This is a genomic window from Hymenobacter gummosus (assembly GCF_003970915.1).
Classification (GTDB): domain Bacteria; phylum Bacteroidota; class Bacteroidia; order Cytophagales; family Hymenobacteraceae; genus Solirubrum; species Solirubrum gummosum.
Window position 1 is genome coordinate 78,338 of record NZ_RXOF01000019.1, and the last position, 19,460, is coordinate 97,797.

General features: G+C 65.8%; 17 protein-coding genes. 9 read left to right on the forward strand and 8 right to left on the reverse strand.

What is annotated here, in order from left to right:
* Positions 1-98: 98 nt before the first annotated feature.
* The 3 genes from EJV47_RS24535 to pdxH form a co-directional block, all read right to left on the reverse strand.
* On the reverse strand, positions 99-692 hold the full coding sequence (locus EJV47_RS24535; RefSeq protein ID WP_243651306.1) for a Maf family nucleotide pyrophosphatase: 594 nt from the start codon (positions 690-692) through the stop codon (positions 99-101).
* Positions 693-802: 110 nt separating this feature from the next.
* Positions 803-2,107, reverse strand: a complete 1,305-nt coding sequence (locus EJV47_RS24540; protein WP_126695855.1) for a DUF1015 domain-containing protein — start codon at positions 2,105-2,107, stop codon at positions 803-805.
* A gap of 107 nt (positions 2,108-2,214) precedes the next feature.
* The gene (pdxH, locus tag EJV47_RS24545; protein ID WP_126695856.1) at positions 2,215-2,865 is read right to left on the reverse strand and encodes a pyridoxamine 5'-phosphate oxidase; all 651 of its coding nucleotides are present in this window, start codon (positions 2,863-2,865) and stop codon (positions 2,215-2,217) included.
* Between the two features lie 342 nt (positions 2,866-3,207).
* Between pdxH and EJV47_RS24550 the strand changes: the two genes are divergently transcribed.
* Together EJV47_RS24550 and EJV47_RS24555 are read left to right on the forward strand one after the other, a co-directional pair.
* Complete coding sequence (locus EJV47_RS24550; protein ID WP_126695857.1) at positions 3,208-3,777, forward strand: YqgE/AlgH family protein; 570 nt, start codon at positions 3,208-3,210, stop codon at positions 3,775-3,777.
* Positions 3,778-3,842: 65 nt separating this feature from the next.
* A complete protein-coding gene (locus tag EJV47_RS24555) occupies positions 3,843-6,407 on the forward strand; it encodes a DUF349 domain-containing protein (protein WP_126695858.1) in 2,565 nt (854 codons plus the stop codon).
* Between the two features lie 155 nt (positions 6,408-6,562).
* Here the strand turns inward: EJV47_RS24555 and EJV47_RS24560 are convergent, their stop codons facing one another.
* The gene (locus tag EJV47_RS24560; RefSeq protein ID WP_126695859.1) at positions 6,563-7,051 is read right to left on the reverse strand and encodes a hypothetical protein; all 489 of its coding nucleotides are present in this window, start codon (positions 7,049-7,051) and stop codon (positions 6,563-6,565) included.
* Positions 7,052-7,313: 262 nt separating this feature from the next.
* Between EJV47_RS24560 and EJV47_RS24565 the strand changes: the two genes are divergently transcribed.
* The 6 genes from EJV47_RS24565 to EJV47_RS24590 all read left to right on the forward strand — a co-directional run bounded on the left by EJV47_RS24565 (position 7,314) and on the right by EJV47_RS24590 (position 14,858).
* Positions 7,314-8,663: a sigma-54-dependent transcriptional regulator gene (locus tag EJV47_RS24565; protein ID WP_126695860.1), complete on the forward strand. Its 1,350-nt coding sequence runs from the start codon at positions 7,314-7,316 to the stop codon at positions 8,661-8,663.
* 131 nt (positions 8,664-8,794) lie between these two features.
* Positions 8,795-9,538, forward strand: coding sequence for a hypothetical protein (locus tag EJV47_RS24570; RefSeq protein WP_126695861.1), 744 nt, complete (start codon positions 8,795-8,797; stop codon positions 9,536-9,538).
* A 127-nt stretch (positions 9,539-9,665) separates the two neighbouring features.
* Complete coding sequence (locus EJV47_RS24575; protein WP_165903921.1) at positions 9,666-10,655, forward strand: PspA/IM30 family protein; 990 nt, start codon at positions 9,666-9,668, stop codon at positions 10,653-10,655.
* A gap of 209 nt (positions 10,656-10,864) precedes the next feature.
* Entirely contained in the window at positions 10,865-12,643 is a 1,779-nt protein-coding gene (locus EJV47_RS24580; protein WP_126695863.1) for an OmpA family protein, read from the forward strand.
* 289 nt (positions 12,644-12,932) lie between these two features.
* Complete coding sequence (locus EJV47_RS24585; RefSeq protein ID WP_126695864.1) at positions 12,933-13,715, forward strand: ABC transporter permease; 783 nt, start codon at positions 12,933-12,935, stop codon at positions 13,713-13,715.
* 318 nt (positions 13,716-14,033) lie between these two features.
* Positions 14,034-14,858: an ATP-binding cassette domain-containing protein gene (locus EJV47_RS24590; RefSeq protein ID WP_126695865.1), complete on the forward strand. Its 825-nt coding sequence runs from the start codon at positions 14,034-14,036 to the stop codon at positions 14,856-14,858.
* A gap of 9 nt (positions 14,859-14,867) precedes the next feature.
* Here EJV47_RS24590 and EJV47_RS24595 read toward each other — a convergent pair whose 3' ends face one another.
* Positions 14,868-15,407 (reverse strand): barstar family protein, encoded by a 540-nt coding sequence (locus EJV47_RS24595; RefSeq protein WP_126695866.1) that lies wholly within the window; start codon positions 15,405-15,407, stop codon positions 14,868-14,870.
* A gap of 52 nt (positions 15,408-15,459) precedes the next feature.
* On the opposite strand from EJV47_RS24595, the gene EJV47_RS24600 reads away from it, so the two are divergent.
* The gene (locus EJV47_RS24600) at positions 15,460-17,334 is read left to right on the forward strand and encodes a sensor histidine kinase (RefSeq protein WP_126695867.1); all 1,875 of its coding nucleotides are present in this window, start codon (positions 15,460-15,462) and stop codon (positions 17,332-17,334) included.
* Positions 17,335-17,468: 134 nt separating this feature from the next.
* Here EJV47_RS24600 and EJV47_RS24605 read toward each other — a convergent pair whose 3' ends face one another.
* From EJV47_RS24605 to EJV47_RS24615, 3 genes are all read right to left on the reverse strand, one after another.
* On the reverse strand, positions 17,469-18,314 hold the full coding sequence (locus EJV47_RS24605) for an EamA family transporter (protein ID WP_126695868.1): 846 nt from the start codon (positions 18,312-18,314) through the stop codon (positions 17,469-17,471).
* A gap of 123 nt (positions 18,315-18,437) precedes the next feature.
* On the reverse strand, positions 18,438-18,764 hold the full coding sequence (locus EJV47_RS24610; RefSeq protein WP_126695869.1) for a DMT family transporter: 327 nt from the start codon (positions 18,762-18,764) through the stop codon (positions 18,438-18,440).
* A 91-nt stretch (positions 18,765-18,855) separates the two neighbouring features.
* Positions 18,856-19,452, reverse strand: a complete 597-nt coding sequence (locus EJV47_RS24615) for a Crp/Fnr family transcriptional regulator (RefSeq protein WP_207895993.1) — start codon at positions 19,450-19,452, stop codon at positions 18,856-18,858.
* Positions 19,453-19,460 lie beyond the last annotated feature (8 nt).

A 19,460-nucleotide genomic window follows, 5' to 3' on the forward strand; every position in this document is an offset into this window, starting at 1 on the left:
GTCGTCAGCTACGCTGACCTGCAGCTGCCGACCTTGCTCTAATACTGCGGCGGACGGGGCCCTCCGACCGTTCAACGACGAGACGCAAATATGCGTCTCTACCGAACGTCAGCCGAGCCCGGCAGGCCGAAGCCCAGCTTACCCAGCTCTTCCCACACGCGGTGCACCGGCAGGCCCATCACGTTGAAGTAGGAGCCTTCGAGCCGCGTGACGGCCACCAGCCCAATCCAGTCCTGGGCGCCGTAGGCCCCGGCTTTGTCGAGCGGGCGGTAGTGCTGCACGTAGTGGCGGATTTCAGCTTCCGTGAGCGGGCGGAAGTGCACCCGGGTTTGGTCCGAAAACACCACCTGCCGCCCGTCGCCGGTGAGCAGGCACACGCCGGTGTACACGTCGTGGGCGCGGCCCTGCAGCAGGGTGAGCATGCGCACGGCGTCTTCCGCGTCCACGGGCTTGTTGAGCACCTGCTCGTCGAGGCACACGATGGTATCGGCCGTGAGCAGCACCTCGCCCGGCTGCAAATCCTGGCGGTAGGCGCTGGCCTTGTGGGCGGCCAGGTACTCGGCCACCTCAGCCCGCTGCAGCTGGGCCGGGTACGTCTCGTCGACTTCCTTCAGCCGCACTTCGTAGGTCAGCCCCAGGTCGGTCATCAGCTGCCGGCGGCGCGGCGAGTTAGAAGCTAGAATTAGACGCATTTCTTTGGTGACAGGTAACACGTGACACGTAACAGGTGAAGGTGATGCAGGGACTGGTAACATACGCCAGGCTCGGAACGACTAACCTGTTACGTGTCACCTGTCACTTGTTACCCCAACAGCCCCACCGGCTCGGTGTCGCGGATGCTGGTGAAGAGCAGGCCGCCGAGGGTTTTGGGGTAGAAGAAGGTGGATTTGGGCGGCATCACGGCCCCGGAGTGGCACACGCGCTCCACTTCCTGCATGGTCACCTCGTTGGTAATGAGGGCCGCGCGGGCCTCGCCGCGGTCCACGCGCTGCAGGCACTCGGGGAAGTTGCGCACGTAGGTCACGCCCGGCCACTGCCGCTGCGCATCCGGCCCCACGATGCCCAGGGCCCGCTCCAGCACGAAGTAGTGCAGCACCGTCAAATCCAGCTGCTTGACCTCGGGCGTGGTGTCCCAGCTGAGTTGCTCGTGCACCTCGGGGCGCAGGCGCAGCTTGTAGGGCTGCCCGCTCAGGTACAGCCCGAAGGCCCAGGGCTTGCCGGCAATAATGTCGGGCAAATCCCCCGCATCCTCCTTGGGCGTGACGACGAAGTAGGGCTCCAGCCGGGCCAGAAATTCCGCGTCCGTCAGGCCGCCGGGCAGCTCCAGCAGCAGGCGGTGGGTGGGCAGGATGCGCAAATCATTCGAGGCCGCGTTGGTGAGGTACATCAGGTGGAAATGCCAGGGCTCCGCGCCGGTATTAGCCGGTTCGGCGGCCATGCGGGCCTGCCGGTAAGCCAGGGAGCCTTCGTAGCGGTGGTGCCCGTCGGCCAGAATGATTTGCCGCTCGGCCAGCAGCTGCTGGAAGCGGCGGATAACGCGCGCGTCCTGAATGACGGCCAGCACGTCGCGGGCGCCCTGGTAGTCCTCCTCGGTCTGGCAGAGCGGATCCAGAATGGCCTCGTCGAGGTAGCGCTCTAGCTCGTGGCTGTCGTCGCGGTACAGGCCGTGGGTGGCGCTGGTCTGAAACTGGGTGCGGGCCAGCAGCTCGGCGCGGTCGTTGACGGCCGCGGGCAGGGTATTTTCGTGGCGCAGCACCACGTTTTCGCCCCAGTCGTAGGCCCGGATGTGGCACATAAAGCCTTTGCGCACAAACTCCTGCGGGCTGCCCGGCAGGCGGAAATACTGGTAGTAGGCGTAAATTCCCGGCAGCGCGTCCTGGCGCAGCACCCCCGACTGCTCCCAGTCGGTAAGCCGGCGCAGGGCCTCGCCGCTGGGGTCGGGCCCGGGCCGCGGCACGGAGAGGTGGATGCTGTTCAGGGGGTTGCGGTACAGCGTCTCCCGCTGCTTCTGCGACACCACGTCGAACAGCGGCGACACGTAATCATCAATGCGCTGGCTCAGCTCAGCATTGTAGCGCCAAGCGCGCACGGGTTGGATTTCGGCCATTTTTAATTAAGAATGAAGAATTAATAATTAATAATGAAAGAACCAGAGAGGCGCCCGCAAGCCAACACGCCAATTATCAATTCTTCATTCTTAATTATTAATTAAGCTCAAGGCGCCAGCCGGCTGCGCTGCCAGCCCGCGGCGGTGCGCTCGTACACCAGCCGGTCGTGCAGGCGGGAGGGGCGGCCCTGCCAGAATTCCAGGCGGTGGGGGCGCAGTACGTAGCCGCCCCAGTGCGGGGGGCGCGGCAGCGGGTCCTGGCCCGCGAAGCGCTGCTCCACCTCTTGTTCGCGCTGTTCCAGCTCCTCGCGGCTGCCGATGACCTGGCTTTGCGGCGAGGCCCAGGCGCCCAGCTGGCTGCCGCGCGGCCGGCTCTGGAAATACTCCGTCGATACCTGGTCGGGGGCCTGCTCCACGGTGCCCTCCACGCGCACCTGCCGCTCCAGGGCGGGCCAGAAAAAGGTGAGGGCGGCTTTGCCAGTAGCGGCCAGCTCCCGGCCCTTGCGCGAGTCGTAGTTGGTGAAAAACAGGAAGCCCGCGTCGTCGGGCAGGCCTTTGAGCAGCACGATGCGCGCCGACGGTTGCCCGTCGGGGCCCACGGTGCTCAGCGTCATGGCCGTGGGCTCGTCGGCCTGGGCCTGCAGGGCTTCGTCGAGCCAGCGGCGAAACTGGCGCAGGGCGTCCGCGTCGGCGGCGGCTTCGCTCAGCTCGTGCTGGGCGTAGGTTTTGCGAAGGTCGGCCAGGTGTTGGTCTTGCATAGGGCGGCAAAATGAACCGGGCGTAAAAGTAGAGAAGTAACACGTGACAGGTAACAGGTGCCGCGTTATTGGGCAGAAGCACCCCAAACCGCTCCGCGGCCCTTCCAGAAATACCCGCCGCCCGGTTGCAACCAATTCCGTCGCCCGCAGTACCCACCTGTCACCTGTCACCTGTCACCTGTCACCTGTCACCTGTCACCTGTCCCGGGAACCCGCAGGCCCCCCGTCAACGTAAGGCTAAGGGCCCCACCCAAACTTGCGCGTGCCATTTCTTCGCGCATCTTTGCGCCGTGCCGAGCGTCCGTGGTAATATCTTTCACCCTTATCAGCCCCCTTCGCGTCATGTCCACCGAACTCCGCAGCGGTAGCCTGCTGATATCCCAGCCTTTCCTGGGCGACCCGAACTTCGAGCGGTCGGTGGTACTGCTGTGCCGCCACGACGAGGAGGACGGCACCTTCGGGCTGATGCTGAACCGCCCCACCACCGTGCGCCTGGGCGACGCCATGAACCTGCCCGGCGGCGACGAGCACCCCGCCGCCACGCTGCCCTTGCACGTAGGCGGCCCCGTGCAGCCCGATACCCTGCACTACCTGCACCAGCGCGCCGATTTGCCCGGCGCCGAGTCGTTGGGCTCCGACGTGTACTGGGGTGGCGACTTCGAAATCCTGCTCGGCCTCATCGCGGCCGGTGAGCTGACGGAGAACAACTTGCGCCTGTACGTCGGCTATTCGGGCTGGACGGCCGGGCAGCTGGCCGGCGAAGTGCAGGAAAATACCTGGATAGTGCACCCGAATGCTGCCGGGAAAGTGTTTACTTTGACCACTGATGCCTTCTGGCAGGCCATTTTGCGCGAAAAAGGCGGCCGCTACCGCCTGCTGTCCAACTACCCCGTGGACCCGCGCCTGAACTAACGTACATCGCCTGCCCGGCCTGCCCACTTCCTGGGGCCGCCGGGCAGTCTTGTTGAGAGAGAACCATGCAACCGGAGAACGAGAACACCGCCCCCAACCGCCCCGAGCCCGAACAGGAGTCGCCGATGAGCATCCTGGAGCGCCGGCTGGCCGAAATTGCGAAGTCCCGTCAAGGCGACGAGGCTGGCAATGCCCCTGCTGAAACCCAATCCGCCACTCCCACGGCCCCGACGGCCGCCACCTCGCCCGCGGCAGAGGTACCGGCCGCTTCCACGCCCGTCGCTTCCTTGGCCACGCCCGACGTGCCCGCCGATGCTTCGCCCTCGGCCCAGCCCGCTGCCCCGGCACCCGTAGCCGCCGCTGCCGCCGACGACATCACCGAGCACGCCAACCAGAGCGCCCCGGCTCCCGTCGATGCCACGGCGGCCCCCGGTACCGCTGGCACCGAAACCACGCCCGTCGTGCCGGCCGAGGCCAGCACCAGCGCCGCTGAACCGGCTTCAAGCCCGGCTGTAGCTGACCTGGGCCAGTCGGCTGCCAATAAGGCCTTTGCCGAGCAGCAGCAAGCCGAAGCCGCTCCGGCGGCGGAGCCCTCGGCTGCCCAGCAGCGCGCCGAGCAGCACTACGGCAACGAGGGTCCCGGCGCCGTGGCTCAGGCCTCGGAAAACCAGCCGCCCGTGGAGGCCATTCAGCCCGACGTAACTCCGGCTGCGCCCGCCGAATCTTCCGAACCGCTGGCCGTAACGCTGCCCGCCCAGCCCCTGGCTTCGGCCGAGGCGCTGGAGGCCGCGCCGGCTCCGCTGGCCGCCCTGCCCACGTCCAACAACGAATCGGCCACGGAAGCGGCCCACGCCGCCCCGCACCACGACGACGAGGAGGACTACGTGCCGGAAACCCCGGCCCCGGACTTCACCAAGCTCGACCAGGTGGCCCAGGGTGCCTACCTGCTGGAGCTGTTGCGCCGCCCCGATGCCCGCCAGAACCGCCGCCAGATCCTCGACCTGCACCGCCAGTACGAGCAGGGCGTGGGCCACGAGCGCGGCGCCGCCCGGCAGCGCTTCACCGAGGCCGGCAACCAGGCCGAAGACTTCAACTTCGCCGGCCCCGAGCACTACGCCGAGGTGACGAAGAACATGCAGGAGTACCGCGACGCCCGCGTGCGCGATGCCAAGCAGGAAGACGAGCAGCGCGCCAAAAACCTGGTGCACAAGCAGCACCTGTTGTCGCAGCTGCGGCAGCTGGTGGAGTCGGCCGAAACCAAGGACTCCTCGGCCCGCATCAAGACCCTGCAGGCCGACTGGAAAGCCACCGGCCCGGTACCGCAGGCCCAGTCGCAGGAGCTGTGGAACAGCTACCACGCCCTGCTCGACATCTACTACAACAACCGCGGCCTGTTCTTCGAAATGAAGGAGCTGGACCGCCGCCGCAACCTCGAAGCCAAGGAAACGCTGATTCAGCGCGCCGAGGCCCTGGTCAGCCAGCAGAGCATCAACAAGGCCCTGACCGAGCTGCGCCAGCTGCACGAGGAGTGGAAGGGCGTGGGTCCGGTGCCCAACGACATGCGCGAGCCGCTGTGGCAGCGCTTCCTGCAAGCCTCCGAGCAGGTGCACAACCGCAAGCGCGCCTTCGTGGACGCCCGCTCGGCCCAGGAAAACGCCAACCTGCAGCGCAAGCAGGAGCTACTGGCCCAGATTCTGCCCTTCGGCGAGTTCAAGACCGACCGCGTGAACGAGTGGCGGGCCAAAACCGACGAGCTGCAGGCCCTGAAGGAGCAGTGGGACGCCGCCGGCCTTGTGCCACGCAGCCAGGCCGAAACCATGAACAAGCAGTTCTGGGGCGCCTATAAGGGCTTCTTCCAGCACAAAAACCAATACTTCAAGGCCCTCGACGAGGAGAAAAACCGCAACCTCAAGGCCAAAATCGCGCTGTGCGAGGAGGCCGAGGCCGCGCTGCAGAACCCCAACTGGGAGGAAGGCCGCGAGGTGGTGATTCGGGTGCAGAAGGAGTGGAAAAACATCGGCCGCGTGCCCGAGAAGCAGTCGGACAAGATCTGGCACCGCTTCCGCACCGCCTGCGACTCGTTCTTCGAGCGGAAGCAGACCGAGACGCGCCAGCGCGAGCAGCACCAGCAGCAACTCTCGCAGGAGCAGGCCGCCCGCCTCGACGCCATTGCCTCGCAGGTGGCCGTGCTGTCGGAAGACAACCCCGGCACCCAGGAAGGCCTGCAGGCTTTGGTGGCCGAGTGGAGCCAGAGCGAGGTGCCCCAGCCGGGCCGCCGCGGCGGCAGCGCCGCCCAGGCCGAGGAGAAGTTCCTGGAGCTGATGGGCAAGTACATCGACACCATCCCCGGGCTGAGCTACGCCGAGCGCGACGAGCAGCGCTTCCAGCTGGAAGTGCAGCGCCTGAAGTCGAACCCGGAGGCCCAGCAGCTGCTGTACCGCAAGGAGCAAAACCTGCGCCGCGACATCAACGAGCTGGAAAACGACGTGGCCACGCTGCAGACCAACCTGGACTTCTTCGCCCGCTCGAAGAACGCCGGCCAGCTGCGCGAGGAGTACCAGGGCCGCATCGACGAGGCCAAGCAGCGCATCGAGCGGCTCAAGCGGCAGCTGCGCGTGGTGCGCAGCTAAGCAGCGAACCTTGATTGAAACGAAAAGCCCCGTGCCAGCTCTGGCGCGGGGCTTTTTTCGTGAACGGCGGGTTGGGTTTGGGCGGACAGACGGCGGCGGATGTATCAGGGAAGCCACGGCGCCAAAACGGGGCGCAAGGGGCTGGAAGCAGGAGGTTACAGGCTGGGCGGCAGCAGGGCCTGCAGCTGCTGGTAGAGCTGTCGGGCGCCGTGCGGGGCCAGGGTATCGGGGCGGCCCCAGGCCAGGCGCACGGGCTGGCCGGCTGCGGTGCAGCCTTCGAGGAAGTAATAATGCGGGCCGGGCTGCTCGAAGTACAGGCTGTCGGCGGACAGGGCGGCGAGGCGGCGGAAGGCGGCGCGTGCCTGGGCGGCGGGCACTTTCAGGGCCGCCGTGGGCGGGCTGCCCGTCGGCAGGCCAATGCCGGCCTGGGCCAGCAGCACCCCGTCGGCCCGCAGGGTGTAGGTGGTGCGGTGGCTGGAATAGGCGCTGCCGTAGCCGAACTGCAACTGGCGCACGGCGGGGTCGGTGGCCAGCAGGGCGGGCGGCGTGGGGCCGCTGAACAGCTGGCGCTGGCAGGCGCCGAGGCCGCTGAGCAGCCCGCAACCGAGCAGCAGGAAAAGGGGAGAAGCAAGGGGCGTTTTCATAGCGCAGAAAGAGCAGGAGCAGCATCGGTCAGCCGTGCCGAACCGACAGGGCAAAGGTCTACCGCGCTGACGTACAGATCAATGCCACGATGATGCGAGGGTTCTGCGGCGTTGATTGGAGTTTGCCGGGTTGCGCCCGGGAATCAGCCGGCCGGGCCCCGGCCGCGGCCCCGATGATGTGAATGGCCGCCGCCGCGCCCGGAATTAGACGCCTTTTGGCACCTTTGCGCCGCGGCCCTTCACCTTCCGCCGCGCCCGCGCCATGCCCCAAGGCACTATCCTCATCATCGACGACGAACCCCGTCTGCGCCAGCTGCTGGCCCGCTTGCTCGAGCTGGAAGACTACCACGTGCTGCAGGCCGTCAACGCCGCCGAGGGACTGGAACTGCTCGGGCAGCACCCGCAGGTGCTGGTGGTGCTCTGCGACGTGAAGCTGCCCGACGCCCACGGCGTGCAGCTGCTGCCCCGCCTGAAGCAGAAGGCCCCGCTGGCGGAAGTCATTCTGATGACGGCCTACGGCACCATCATCGACGGGGTGCAGGCCATGAAGGACGGCGCCTTCGACTACCTCACCAAGGGCGACTCCAACGACCAGCTGCCGGTGCTGGTGGAGCGCGCCGCCGAAAAGGCCCGCCTGCGCTACCGCGTGCAGGAGCTGGAGCGGCAGGTGGGCGCCCAGCACTCCTTTGAGTCGATGATCGGGCACGCGGCGGCGCTGGAGCGGGCCAAGACCCTGGGCCGGCAGGTAGCCGCCACCGACGCCACCGTGCTGCTGGAAGGGCCCACCGGCTCGGGCAAGGAGCTGTTTGCCCAAGCCATTCACCAGGCTTCGGGGCGGCGCTCCAAGCCCTTCGTAGCGGTGAACTGCTCGGCTTTTCCGAAGGATTTGCTCGAATCGGAGCTGTTCGGCTACAAGAAAGGCGCCTTCACTGGGGCGCTCGGCGACAAGAAGGGCCTGCTGGAAGAAGCCTCGGGCGGCACCTTGTTTCTGGACGAAATCGGGGAGCTGGAGCTGGCGGTACAGGCCAAGTTTCTGCGGGTGCTCGAAACGCAGACCTTCACCAAGCTCGGCGACACCAAGCCCACCAAGGTGGATGTGCGCTTGGTAGCGGCCACCAACCGCAACCTCAAGCAGGAAGCCACCGCCGGGCAGTTCCGCCCCGATCTGTACTACCGCCTCTCCGTCTTCACCATCCCCGTGCCGCCCCTGCGCGACCGGCCCGAGGACGTGCAGCCCCTGGCCGAGTATTTCCTGCGCTACTTCGCCGCCCGCATGAGCAAGCGCGTGCCCGGCCTGGAGGCCGAAACCCTGCGCCTGCTGCAGCGCTACGACTGGCCCGGCAACGTGCGCGAGCTGAAGAACGTGCTGGAGCGCGCCGCCATTCTCACCCCCGACGCCCAGCCCCTGGCCGCTGCCTACCTGCCCGACGAGTTTCACGCCACTGCCGCACCCGGCGCCGGCCTACCCGGCTTTAGCCCCGACGACCGGAGCCTGCGCGCCCTCGAAGCCCGGCACATCCGCCAGGTGCTGGCCGAAACGGAGGGCAACCTTTTCGACAAACCAGACCCTTCCAAAACGGAAGGGTTTGCCGTTTTCTGGCCGGGTCAGTGAAGGCTTGCTTGATTTTTATATGCTGATAATCAAGGTGAAATAAAATGACCTTGATTTGGCCGGCCGCCGTCGGCACCTGGATTGGCTTAGGGTCCGCGTCCCGCAAGACGTTACCCTAACCGCCTTTTTCCATGGCCATCTTCGACAACCTCGCCAAAGCCACCAAAAACTTCTTCATCGAAGAAGACGGCGCGGCGGCTCCCAAACCGGCCCCGCAGCCGCGGCCCCTGCCCGGCACCGGGCCGGTAGCCCCGCCCTTCGCAGCAGCGGCCCCGGCCGCGCCGAATGCTGCCGGGGCGCCGCTGCCCGGTTTCAGCCTCGCCGCGCCGGCTGCTCCCGCGCAGCCCGAGCAGCGGCACCTGGACCACATCAATGGGCTGCTGGCCGGCAACGGCAAGGACTTCGTGGCCTACACCAAGATGGTCAGGAGCATGGCTGCCAGCGGGCTGACTGGGCCGGTGCTCTACCAGACGGCCTACCACGCCTTTGCGGCGGTGACGGGCCTCTCGGTGCCGGAGCTGCTGGCCTCGGCCGACCAGTTTGAGCGCACCCTGCAGTCGGACCGCAACAAGGTGCTGGAGCGCCACCAGGAAAAGCTCGGCGAAATCAAGATTCCCAACACCCGCCCCAGCACCATCGTGCAGCTGCTGGCCCAGGAGCAGAAGCTGCAGGCCGACCTGGCCGAGCTGACCCGGCAGCTGGAAGCCAAAAGCCAGGAGTTGCAGGCTACGCAGCAGCAGCTAGGGGAGGAGCGGCAGCGCGCCCAAATGGCCCTGGCCTCCTACGAGCTAGCCAACGCCAACGCCGCCACCGAGCTGCGCGCCCACTTCCAGGCCGCCCAGAACTTTCTGCTGACCCTGGGAGCGGTGAAATAGTGAGATGGTGAGTTTGACGGCCTTGCGGCGCAATCTGCGCGGTTTGGGCCTCCCCAACATCAGACTCACCAAGCACTATCTCGCCAATCACCATTTCACCATTTCACCATCTCACCACTCAAGAAACATGGACACTTCCCTTTTAACCACCGGCTCGGACGCCGGCAACGTCAAATGGCAGAAGCCGGAGAAAGTCGCCGGCTGGATTTTTCTCGCGGGCCTCGTGGGCACCGGGGTGTACTTCTGGGGCCAGATCGTGCCCTTCCTGGTCGACATGGTGTTCGACACGGTGAAGCTGGGCGTGGGCCTGGGCGCCTTGTTCGTGCTGATTATGCTGGTCACCAGCAAGCGGATTAAGGCGGGGCTGTGGTACGCCGGGCAGCGGGTGTTCCGCACCGCGGCGGGCATCTTCGTCGAGACGGACCCCATCGGCATCATGCAGGACTACATCCGCAACACCGAGCAGGAAGCCAAGAAAATGGACGGCGAGGTGGCCCACGTGGAGGGCGCCCACGAGCTGGTGAAGCGCAAGATGGAGGGCAACAAGCAGCAGATGCGCGAATACCTGAGCCTCGCGGCCTCGGCCCAGCGCCAGGGCGAAAAGGACGCCGCCGAGCAGTACGCTTCCCGCGCCGCCCAGCTGGAAGACTACAACGCCCGCCTGCAGCCCATGCTCACCACGACGGCCAACGTGAGCCTGGTGATGCGCCAGATCCTGAAAGCCGCCCTGCGCCAGATCGACAACTCCAAGTTCAAGGTCAACCTGCTCAAGGACGAGTACGAGCTGGTAAAACGCACCAGCTCCGGCATGCGCGCCGCCATGAACATTCTGCGCGGCGACCCGGACAAGAAGTACTTCTTCGACCTGGCTACCGACCGCGTGGCCCAGGACATGGCCCAGAAGCTCGGCCAGATCAAGCAGGCCATGCGCTACTCCCAGGCCTTTGTGAAGGAAATGGACATCCAGAACGGGGTGATGAGCCAGAAGGGCCAGCAGCTGCTGGAACGCTACCAGAAAGGCGACTTCAACGCCCTGCTCGACGAGAAAACCCCGGCCGCCACGCCCCGCACCGTGGCCCAGGCCAGCAACGACGCCTTCGGCAAGCTGCTGGACTAAGAGCTGAATGTGGGGGAATGTGGAGGGGAATGTGTGAAATGTGAAAAATGAGGGCAGTACGGCAGAGCGGTTACGCCAACCTGCCCGAAAAATCAGACAACATATTTCCTCATTCTGCTCACGCTACACATTCCCAAACGCACTTCCCCACACTCGCCTCATTTCCCACATTCCGCACATTCTCAACCACATTTTTCACATTACCTACCATGACTACTCGCGGTAAAATCGTCATCGGCCTGCTGCTGGTGCTGGCCGCTTACTTCGGCATCAACAAGCTGGTGAGCAGCGGTGCCGTCTTCCAGAAAGCCGAAACGCAATCGGTGCTGCTCAACTCCATCGAGCTGCCCACCCAATCGGGCGGCTCCCGCACCAACCTGGCGGTGCCGCTGGCCCCGCTGCCCGGCGCCACGCCGGCCGAAAAAGGCACCCCGGTGACCTGGGAAGTAATGGCCTGGAACTCGCAGATGGGCGCCATGCTGGCCAACGGCGGCCCGCGCAGCACCGAGGGCTCGGCCATGGCTGCCAACGGCATCGACATGCAGATTGTGCGCCAGGACGACGTGGCCAAGATGCAGGCCGACCTCGTCAAAAACGCCCTCGACCTGCAGAACAACCCCAACACCCCGGGCCTCATCGTGAGCATCATGGGCGACGGGTTGCCGGCCTTCTCGGCCGTGCAGCAGCAGCTGGAAAAAGCCGGCACCGGCCTGCAGATTCTACCCTACAGCCCCGGTAAGTCGTTCGGCGAGGACAAGCTGATGGGCCCGAAAGAATGGCTCGACAACCCCAAAGCGGCCCAGGGCAAAACCATTGCCTGCTACCTGCGCGACGGGGACCAGAACATTGCCCTGAAGTGGTGCGCCGACAACGGTCTTAAAGTCAACCCCGACGAGACGACCTACGACCCCGAAGCGGTGAACTTCATGGCCGCCTCCGACTTCCTGGTGGCCGCCGAGAAATACATCCTCGGCAAGCCCGAACAGCGTCTGAAAGTGGTCAAGGGCCGCAGCACCGGCGTAAGCGTTGACGTGGTAGCCGACGCGGTGGCCACCTGGACGCCCGGCGACGTGAACATTGCCAAGCAGAAAGGCGGCCTCGTGAACATCGTCTCGACCAAGGACTACTCCAACCAGATGCCCAACATTATGGTCACGACCAAGCGCTGGTACCAGGCCCACGAGAAGGAAGTACAGGGCATCATCACCGCCTTGGCCGTGGCCGGCGACCAGGTGAAAAGCCACCCCGAAGCCCTGCAGCGCGCCGCCGATATTTCCTCGGAAGTGTACGGCGACAAGGACAAGCCCGGCGCCTACTGGCTGCGCTACTACAAGGGCGTGAGCGAAGCCGACCGCACCGGCGAAGTGGTGGAGCTGGGCGGCAGCAAGGCCTTCAACTTCGCCGACAACCTGACCCTGTTCGGCCTCGACAACGGCGGCACCAACATCTACGCCTCCGTCTACAAAACCTTCGGCGACGTGCAAAGCAAGCTCTACCCCAAAGAGCTGCCCAGCTACGTGCCCCTGGACCAGATGCTGGACCTGAGCATTCTGAAGAAGCTGCAGCAGCAGTACAAAGGCAAAACCATTGCCCCGGCCGAGCAGCAGCAGTTTGCCGCCGACGACGAAATCCGCCAGCGCGTGAGCCGCCGGGCCTGGAACATCGAATTCGAAACCGGCCGCAGCGCCTTCACCCCGGCCGCCGAGCAGGACCTCAACCGCCTCTTCGACGACCTGGTGGTAGCCGGCCGCCTGAAAGTGGCCGTGCACGGCCACACCGACAACGTGGGCGCCCCGGCCAGCAACCAGCAGCTCTCGGAGCAGCGCGCCCTGGCCGTCAAAAGCTGGCTCGAACAGAAAAGCCGCTCCTCGTTTCCCGACGGCCGCGTGCAGGTCTACGCCCACGGCGCCCTGGAGCCCGTGGCCGCCAACACCACCGAAGACGGCCGCGCCAAAAACCGCCGCGTCGAAATCGTCCTCGGCAACTAACGGGTCTTGCGGGCCCTGCTATCCATCGTGCTTTATCCTATTCCAACCCCCGCTAGTGGAGTATCCGCAAGCTGCCGAAGGGGCCCTGCCGGTAACAGGGCCCCTTCCTGCGGCGGCAGTAGCGCGGGCTTTAGCCCGCGTCCGCCAGATAGTAATCAACTGGCTGCCGTAGCGTGGGCTTGGCTTCGCCTTCCGGCGGTTCAGCCCGCGTCGGCCAGCTAATAATCAGCTCGTTCAACGCCAAACGTCCTGGCAAACGCGGGCTAAAGCCCGCGCTACGTCTTTCCCCATGAAAGAGCTTTTCTCTCCCAATGCTACCCCGCGCCGCGCGGTCTTCACCACGATGGTGGCGCTGCAGGTGCTGGTGCTGCTGCTGCTTTGGGCCTTCTACCCGGTGCAGATATTCCCCAGCCTGGGCCAGGTGCTGCGGGCCCTCGGGGAGCTGACCACGGGGCAAGGCCTCATCCCGGAGCTGTGGGCCAGCATGACGACGGCCCTGCAGGCCCTGGCCATCGGCACCGTGCTGGCCCTGCTGCTGTCGTACCTGACGGCGCTGCCCTTCTTCCGCCCACTGGCCTACGCGGCCACCAAGATGCGCTACCTCACCCTCACCGGCCTCACCTTTTTCATGGCCCTGCTGCTCAGCTCCGGCCACGAGGTAAAGCTGTCGGTGCTGGTTTTTGCCACCACCGTGTACCTGGTCACCGGCATAACCAGCGTGATTCTGACCACCACCCAGGAGGAAATGGACCACGCCCGCACCCTGGGCCTGGGCGAGTGGCGCAGCTTCTGGGAAGTCGTCGTGCTGGGCAAGCTGGATTTGATGCTGGAAGTGGTGCGCCAGAACTTCGCCATCATCTGGACGATGATAACCCTGGTGGAAACGCTCTACCAGTCGGAAGGCGGCATCGGGCTGCTGCTCTACAAGCAAAACCGCTACCTCCACCTCGACGGCGTGCTGGCCATTCAGCTGGTCATCCTCGCCACCGGCGCCGCCCAGGATTACGCCTTCGCCCTGCTGCGCCGCGTGTTTTTCCCGTACTCGGCGTTGACGGCGGCCGGGCAGGGGTAGGATGGACCGCCAACAATCGATTGTCATCCTGAGCCAACGCGAAGGACCTGGCTGGGCCGGCCGCCTCGGGGTCTTTGTATGCTATTTCGGTTCGCCGATGTATTAAGTATACACCTGCTGTAGCCTATTTCGGCTGGCGAGCCTGAATAGTATACAGCGCAGCAAGTGTTATAAAATTCAGCTCACTGTGCAGAAATTATAACACCTGGTGTTATAAAATACGGCCCACAAGCTACAAATTATAACACCGCTGCCCGCGGCAAGTCAGCCGCCCACCTCCCAGACTCCTATCCCCACACCCTCATACCCTAAAAACCCATGAGTCCCTACAGCCACCACGAGCCCGTTCTCACCCTCGACAACATCTCCATGAGCTTCCGCGGCGAGCTGGTGCTGCGCGACATCAGCGCCCAGGTGCGCAACGTGGTGCGCCCCGGCATGAGCCAGGGCCAGGTCGTGGGCTTCTACGGCCGCTCCGGCATCGGCAAATCCGTGCTCTGCCGCATCATCGCCGGCCTCACCGCGCCCAGTACCGGCGCCGTGCAGGTAGGCGAGGAGCAGCACCCCGTGCGCCCCGGCGACGTGGGCCTGGTGCAGCAGCGCTACCCCTTGTTCAACCACCGCACCCTGGCCGACAACCTGCTGCTGGCCGCCCAGCGCAAGCACCAGCCCGAAGCGGCCCGGCAGGAAGTCGAAGCCTTCCTCGAACGTTTCCGCCTGGCCCCGCACCGCCAGAAGTTTCCCGCCCAGCTCTCGGGCGGCCAGCGCCAGCGCGCCGCCATTGCCCAGCAGCTGCTCTGCTCCGACCACCTCATCATCCTCGACGAGCCCTTCTCCGGCCTCGACGTGGCCATGATCGACGAGCTAAAGAAAATCATCGTCGAAGTCACCACGATGGACGAGCTGAACACGGTCGTCATCGTCTCCCACGACCTGGCCACCACCACCGCCCTCTCCGACACGCTCTGGCTCATGGGCTACGAGCGGGACCCGGCCGGCCAGCTTATCCCCGGCGCCACCATTTCCCCGGAGCACCAGTACGACCTAGCGGCAATGGGCCTGGCCTGGCACCCCAACGTGGAAGCCGAGCCCGAGTTCGGCCGCTTCGTGGAGCATTTGAAGGAGGAGATTCGGCGGTCGTAGGAACGGAGCTTATTCGGGTTCGGGGCGCTGAAAATAGCTTTTGATCCGTTCCGACTCAAACCACTCCTTATCGTTCCAGAGAAAGAAGTTAATGGCGCCAAGCGGCTTGGTAATGGCGAATCGAGGGTTGTCGACCTGAACCAGTACTATTAATTTATTTCCCCAGGCCAATTCAGCTCGGGAGCAGTGGGAGAGGATATCGAGCAGCGTGTGCGTTAAATCAGGGGGCAAGCTGTTCAGATGACGGAAAACGAGAGCCGTACCGTTGGGAGCGGGGTGCCATTCCCGTAAGCAGTCGATCAGGGCGTCAAAATCAGCCACGCCCCAATCCGGAAGATGCAGCTTCTGCTCCAGGTCAAAAAGCAGCTCCGTTTTAGTGGTGATAAAATTGCCCTCGAATTCCAGAATCTGGTAGCCCTGCTCGGAAATAAGGTCTACATCATAATCCAAAACAGATTCCTGATAATAAAACCTTACCCCACCCCTGGCAAGAATAGTAACCGCTACATTTTGGTCGCGCGGATAGTGGTAGTCCCCAGGTGTGCTCATTTTTTATAGTGGTTGGCGGGTCAATAATCCAGAACCAGTTCCGGCCACTGTTGTGGCCAGACTATCTTGCAAGGTAAACGGCCCCGGCGGCTCCCCGATGAACATCCGCACGAAAATAAGCCTGGGCTTCGGTGTGGTGCTGGCCCTGCTGCTGCTGCTGGGCGGCTACGCCACCACGGCCCTGCTGCGTCTCGACAACACCACCCGCCGCATCCGCCAAACCAACCTCTACTCCGTGGAAGTGGGCCAGGTGCTGCTGCAGGCCATCGACCAGCTCGAAACCCAGCCGGCCGCGCCCGGCGGGCTGCCGCTGCTGCGCCAGGCCCTCGGCCGCGCGGCGGGCAACGTGACCGAGCCCGGCGAGCAGGCCGTCATTGACAGCCTGCGGCAGGCCACCGCCGCCTACCAGCAGCGGGTGCGGGGTGGCATCGAGCCCGGCGCGCTGGCGCCCTACCGCAGCTACCTGCGCGGCCTGGCCCACCGCCTGGTCGACCTGAACGTGGAGGCGCTGGAGCGCAAAAGCCAGGTGGCCGATGGCCGCGCCGCCGAGTCGTTTCGCATCATGCTGGCCCTGGCCGCGCTGGCCGTGGTCATTACGCTGGGCCTGATTATTGCCACCGCCGAGGCCGCCGCGCAGCCCATCGAGGAGCTGACGCGGGCCCTGGAGCACGCCGCCCGCAACAACTTCGAGTCGACCATTCCGGCGGCCGAGTACAACGAGCTGGGCCGCGCCGGCCGGGCCTTCAACCGCTTGCTGCTGGAGCTGCAGCGCTTCCGCCGCTCGGCCCTCACCGAAATTATGACCGAGCGCAACCGCCTCTCGGGCGTAGTCAGCAGCCTCGACGAGGGCCTGCTGCTGCTCGATGAGCGCGGCGTCATCCTGATGGCCAACCCCGCCCTCTGCCGCCTGCTCGGCCGCGCCGATACCGAGCTGGTGGGCCGCCGCGCCCAGGAGCTGGCCCCGCACCACGAGCTGCTGGCCCGCCTGCTGCACCCCGTCGCCGCCAGCCACCCCGACGACGAGGCCGGCGAGCCTGAAGCTGGGGCGCCCGTTCCCGTACCGGCCAACGAGGAAGCCGCGCCGCTTATCACCGTGCGCATCAGCGGCTACGATACCTACTACCGCCTTAGCGCCCACGAGCTGCGCACCTTCGACGAGAGCGGGCAGCACGTGCGCCCGGCCGGGCAGCTGCTGGCCCTGCGCAACGTGTCGGAGTTCAAGAAGCTTGACCAGCTCAAGTCGAACTTCCTGGCTACCGTCTCCCACGAGCTGAAAACCCCGCTGGCCAGCATCGGCCTCAGCTTGAAGCTGCTGCAGCACGAGCGCACCGACGCCGAGGAGCGCGGCCGCCTGGCCCAGGGCATCGGCCAGGAAACCCAGCGCCTGCAGCGCATGGTGGACGAGCTGCTCACCGTGGCCCGCCTCGACGCCGGCGCCGGCATTCAGCTCAGCCTGCGCCCCACCAGCCTCGCGGCCGTGGTGCAGCACGCCACCGACACGGTGCGCCCCCAGCTCGACGACAAGCGTCTGCAGCTGCAAGTGGAGCTGCCCCTGGATCTGCCGCCGGTGCGCGCCGACGAGGAAAAGACCACCTGGGTGCTCATCAACCTGCTCAGCAACGCCATCCGCTACTCCCCGGGCGAGGCCCCGCTGCACATCCGCGCCCGGCTCACCCCCGACGGCCGCGTGCAGCTCAGCGTGCAGGACTGCGGCCCCGGCATTGCCCCCGAGCACCACGAGCGAATCTTCCAGCGCTTCCACCAGAGCCCCGAGGGCGAAGTGCGCCGCGGCAGCACCGGCCTGGGCCTGAGCATCAGCCGCGAGTTCATGGCCGCCCAGGGCGGCCGCCTCTGGGTCGAGAGCTTCCCCGGCTGCGGCAGCACCTTCCACCTTACCCTGCCGGTGGGAGGTGAGATGGTGAAATAGTGAGATGGTGAGTTTATGTTCGTGGGGCAGATGCCGCACATTTCGCGCCGCCAGAACGGCACTCACCATTTCACCATCTCACTATTTCACCATCTCACTATTTCACCATCTCACTATTTCACCATCTCACTATTTCACCGACTCGTCAACGTCGCCCCGGCGCTGGCGGCCACGATGAGGGCTACGGCCAGCCACTGGCCGGCGGTTAGCTGCTCGTGCAGCAGCAGCCAGCCAGAGAGGGCCGCAGCTACCGGTTCCAGGCTCATCAGCACGCTGAAGGTGCGGGTGGGCATGGTTTTGAGGGCCTGCATTTCCAGGGTGAAGGGCAGTACGCTGGAAAACACGGCCAACAAGGCGCCCAGCAGGAGCAGCCCGGGCGTGAGGGCCGCCAGCTGCCCGCCGGCCAGGCCCAGCGGCACCACCGGCAGCGCGGCAAACAGCAGGCCCACGGCCACGGCCTGGCTGCCCGGCAACACGGCCGCCGTGCGCCGGCCCAGCACGATGTACACCGCCCAGCAAGCCCCGGCGCCCAGCGCGTAGGCCATGCCCAGCCAGTCGAGGCCGTGGCCCTGCCAGGGCGCAATGAGGGTAATGCCCGCGCCGGCCAGTACCACCCACACCGCGTCGAGCCACCGGCGGGAGCCGGCCAGGGCCACGGCCAGCGGCCCCACAAACTCCAGCGTCACGGCCAGACCCAGCGGAATGCGGGCCAGGGCGCAGTAGAACAGGAAGTTCATGGTGCCCAGCGCCAGGCCGTAGGGCACCACCGCCCGCCACTGCGGGCCCGTCAGCCGGCCCAGGCGCGGGCGCACTACTAGCAGCAGAATCAGCGCCGAAAAGCCGATGCGGATGCTGGCCGTGCCGGCCGCGCCCAGCAGCGGAAACAGCCCCTTGGCAATGGCCGCGCCCCCCTGCACGCTGATGATGGCCAGCAGCACGGCCGGCAGGGGCGGAATGGTAAAGCGGAGACGGAGCGACATGAACGGGCAAAGAAAATGCAGAGCGGCGGTGCGTTACTGCCGGCCACTGGTACGGGCGGCCCGCCGGAATCGTAGGTTAATGGAGGCCCCCGGCCGCTACGTTGCGGCGCCCGGCCGTGCCACTCAGTGCGAGACGAACTTCAGCCCGATGACCGACGCCACGAGCAGGGCCAGGAAAAACACGCGGCCGGGTGTGGCCGGGTCATCGAAGACCACCATGCCCAGCACGGCCGTGCCCAGCGCCCCGATGCCCGTCCAAACGGCGTAAGCGGTGCCGATGGGCAGCTGCTGCAGGCTGCGGTTGAGCAGCAGAAAGCTCAGCGCGGCGCAGGCCGCGAAGCCGGCGTACCACCACCCGGCGGCCGCGCCCGGAGTAGCCTTGGCCTTGCCCAGGCAAAAGGCAAAGGCCACTTCCGTCAGGCCGGCCAGTACCAGAAACAACCACGCCATAACAAGCATCAGTAGAAGGTGAATGTTGCGGCAAAGGTCCGGCGGGGCGGCTCCCGGTCTTTTTACAAATGCTAAAAAGCATCGCGCGGCCCTACTTCAGCGCGGCCCGCACGCGGCTCAGCGTCACCTGCGAAATGCCCAGGTAGGAGGCAATGTGCCCCAGCGCCACGCGCTGCAGCAGCTGCGGATTGTGGCGCAGCAGCTCCTCGTACCGCTCGGTGGCCGTCTTGAACTGCCGGGCAATGAGCTGCTGCTCGGTTTGCAGCCAGCACTGCTCCACCAGCACGCGGCCCCAGTTGGCCAGGTGCACATCGGTGGCGTACAGGGCCTGCAGGGCCCGGGCACTCACCCGGTACAGCTGACTGTCTTCCAGCAGCTCGATGGTTTCGTAGCTGATGGCCCGCTCGATGTAGCTGCGGATGGAGACGAGTACCGCCCCGTCGCCGCTAAACCAGAACGTCACTTCCCGGTCTGCGCGCCGGGCGTAGGCCCGGGCCAGGCCGTGCTGCAGAAAATACACGTCGTCGGCCAGCCGCTCGTCGGTAAACAGGGCCGTGCCCTTGGGCAGCGCCACGTGTTCGGCCAGCGGCGCCAGCCGGGCCAGCGACGCCGCGGGCAGGGGGCAGATGGCCTGGACCAGGGCGGCGAAAGGCGAAGTGCCAGGGGCGGAGGGGAGGCGAGGTTCCACCGGGCGAA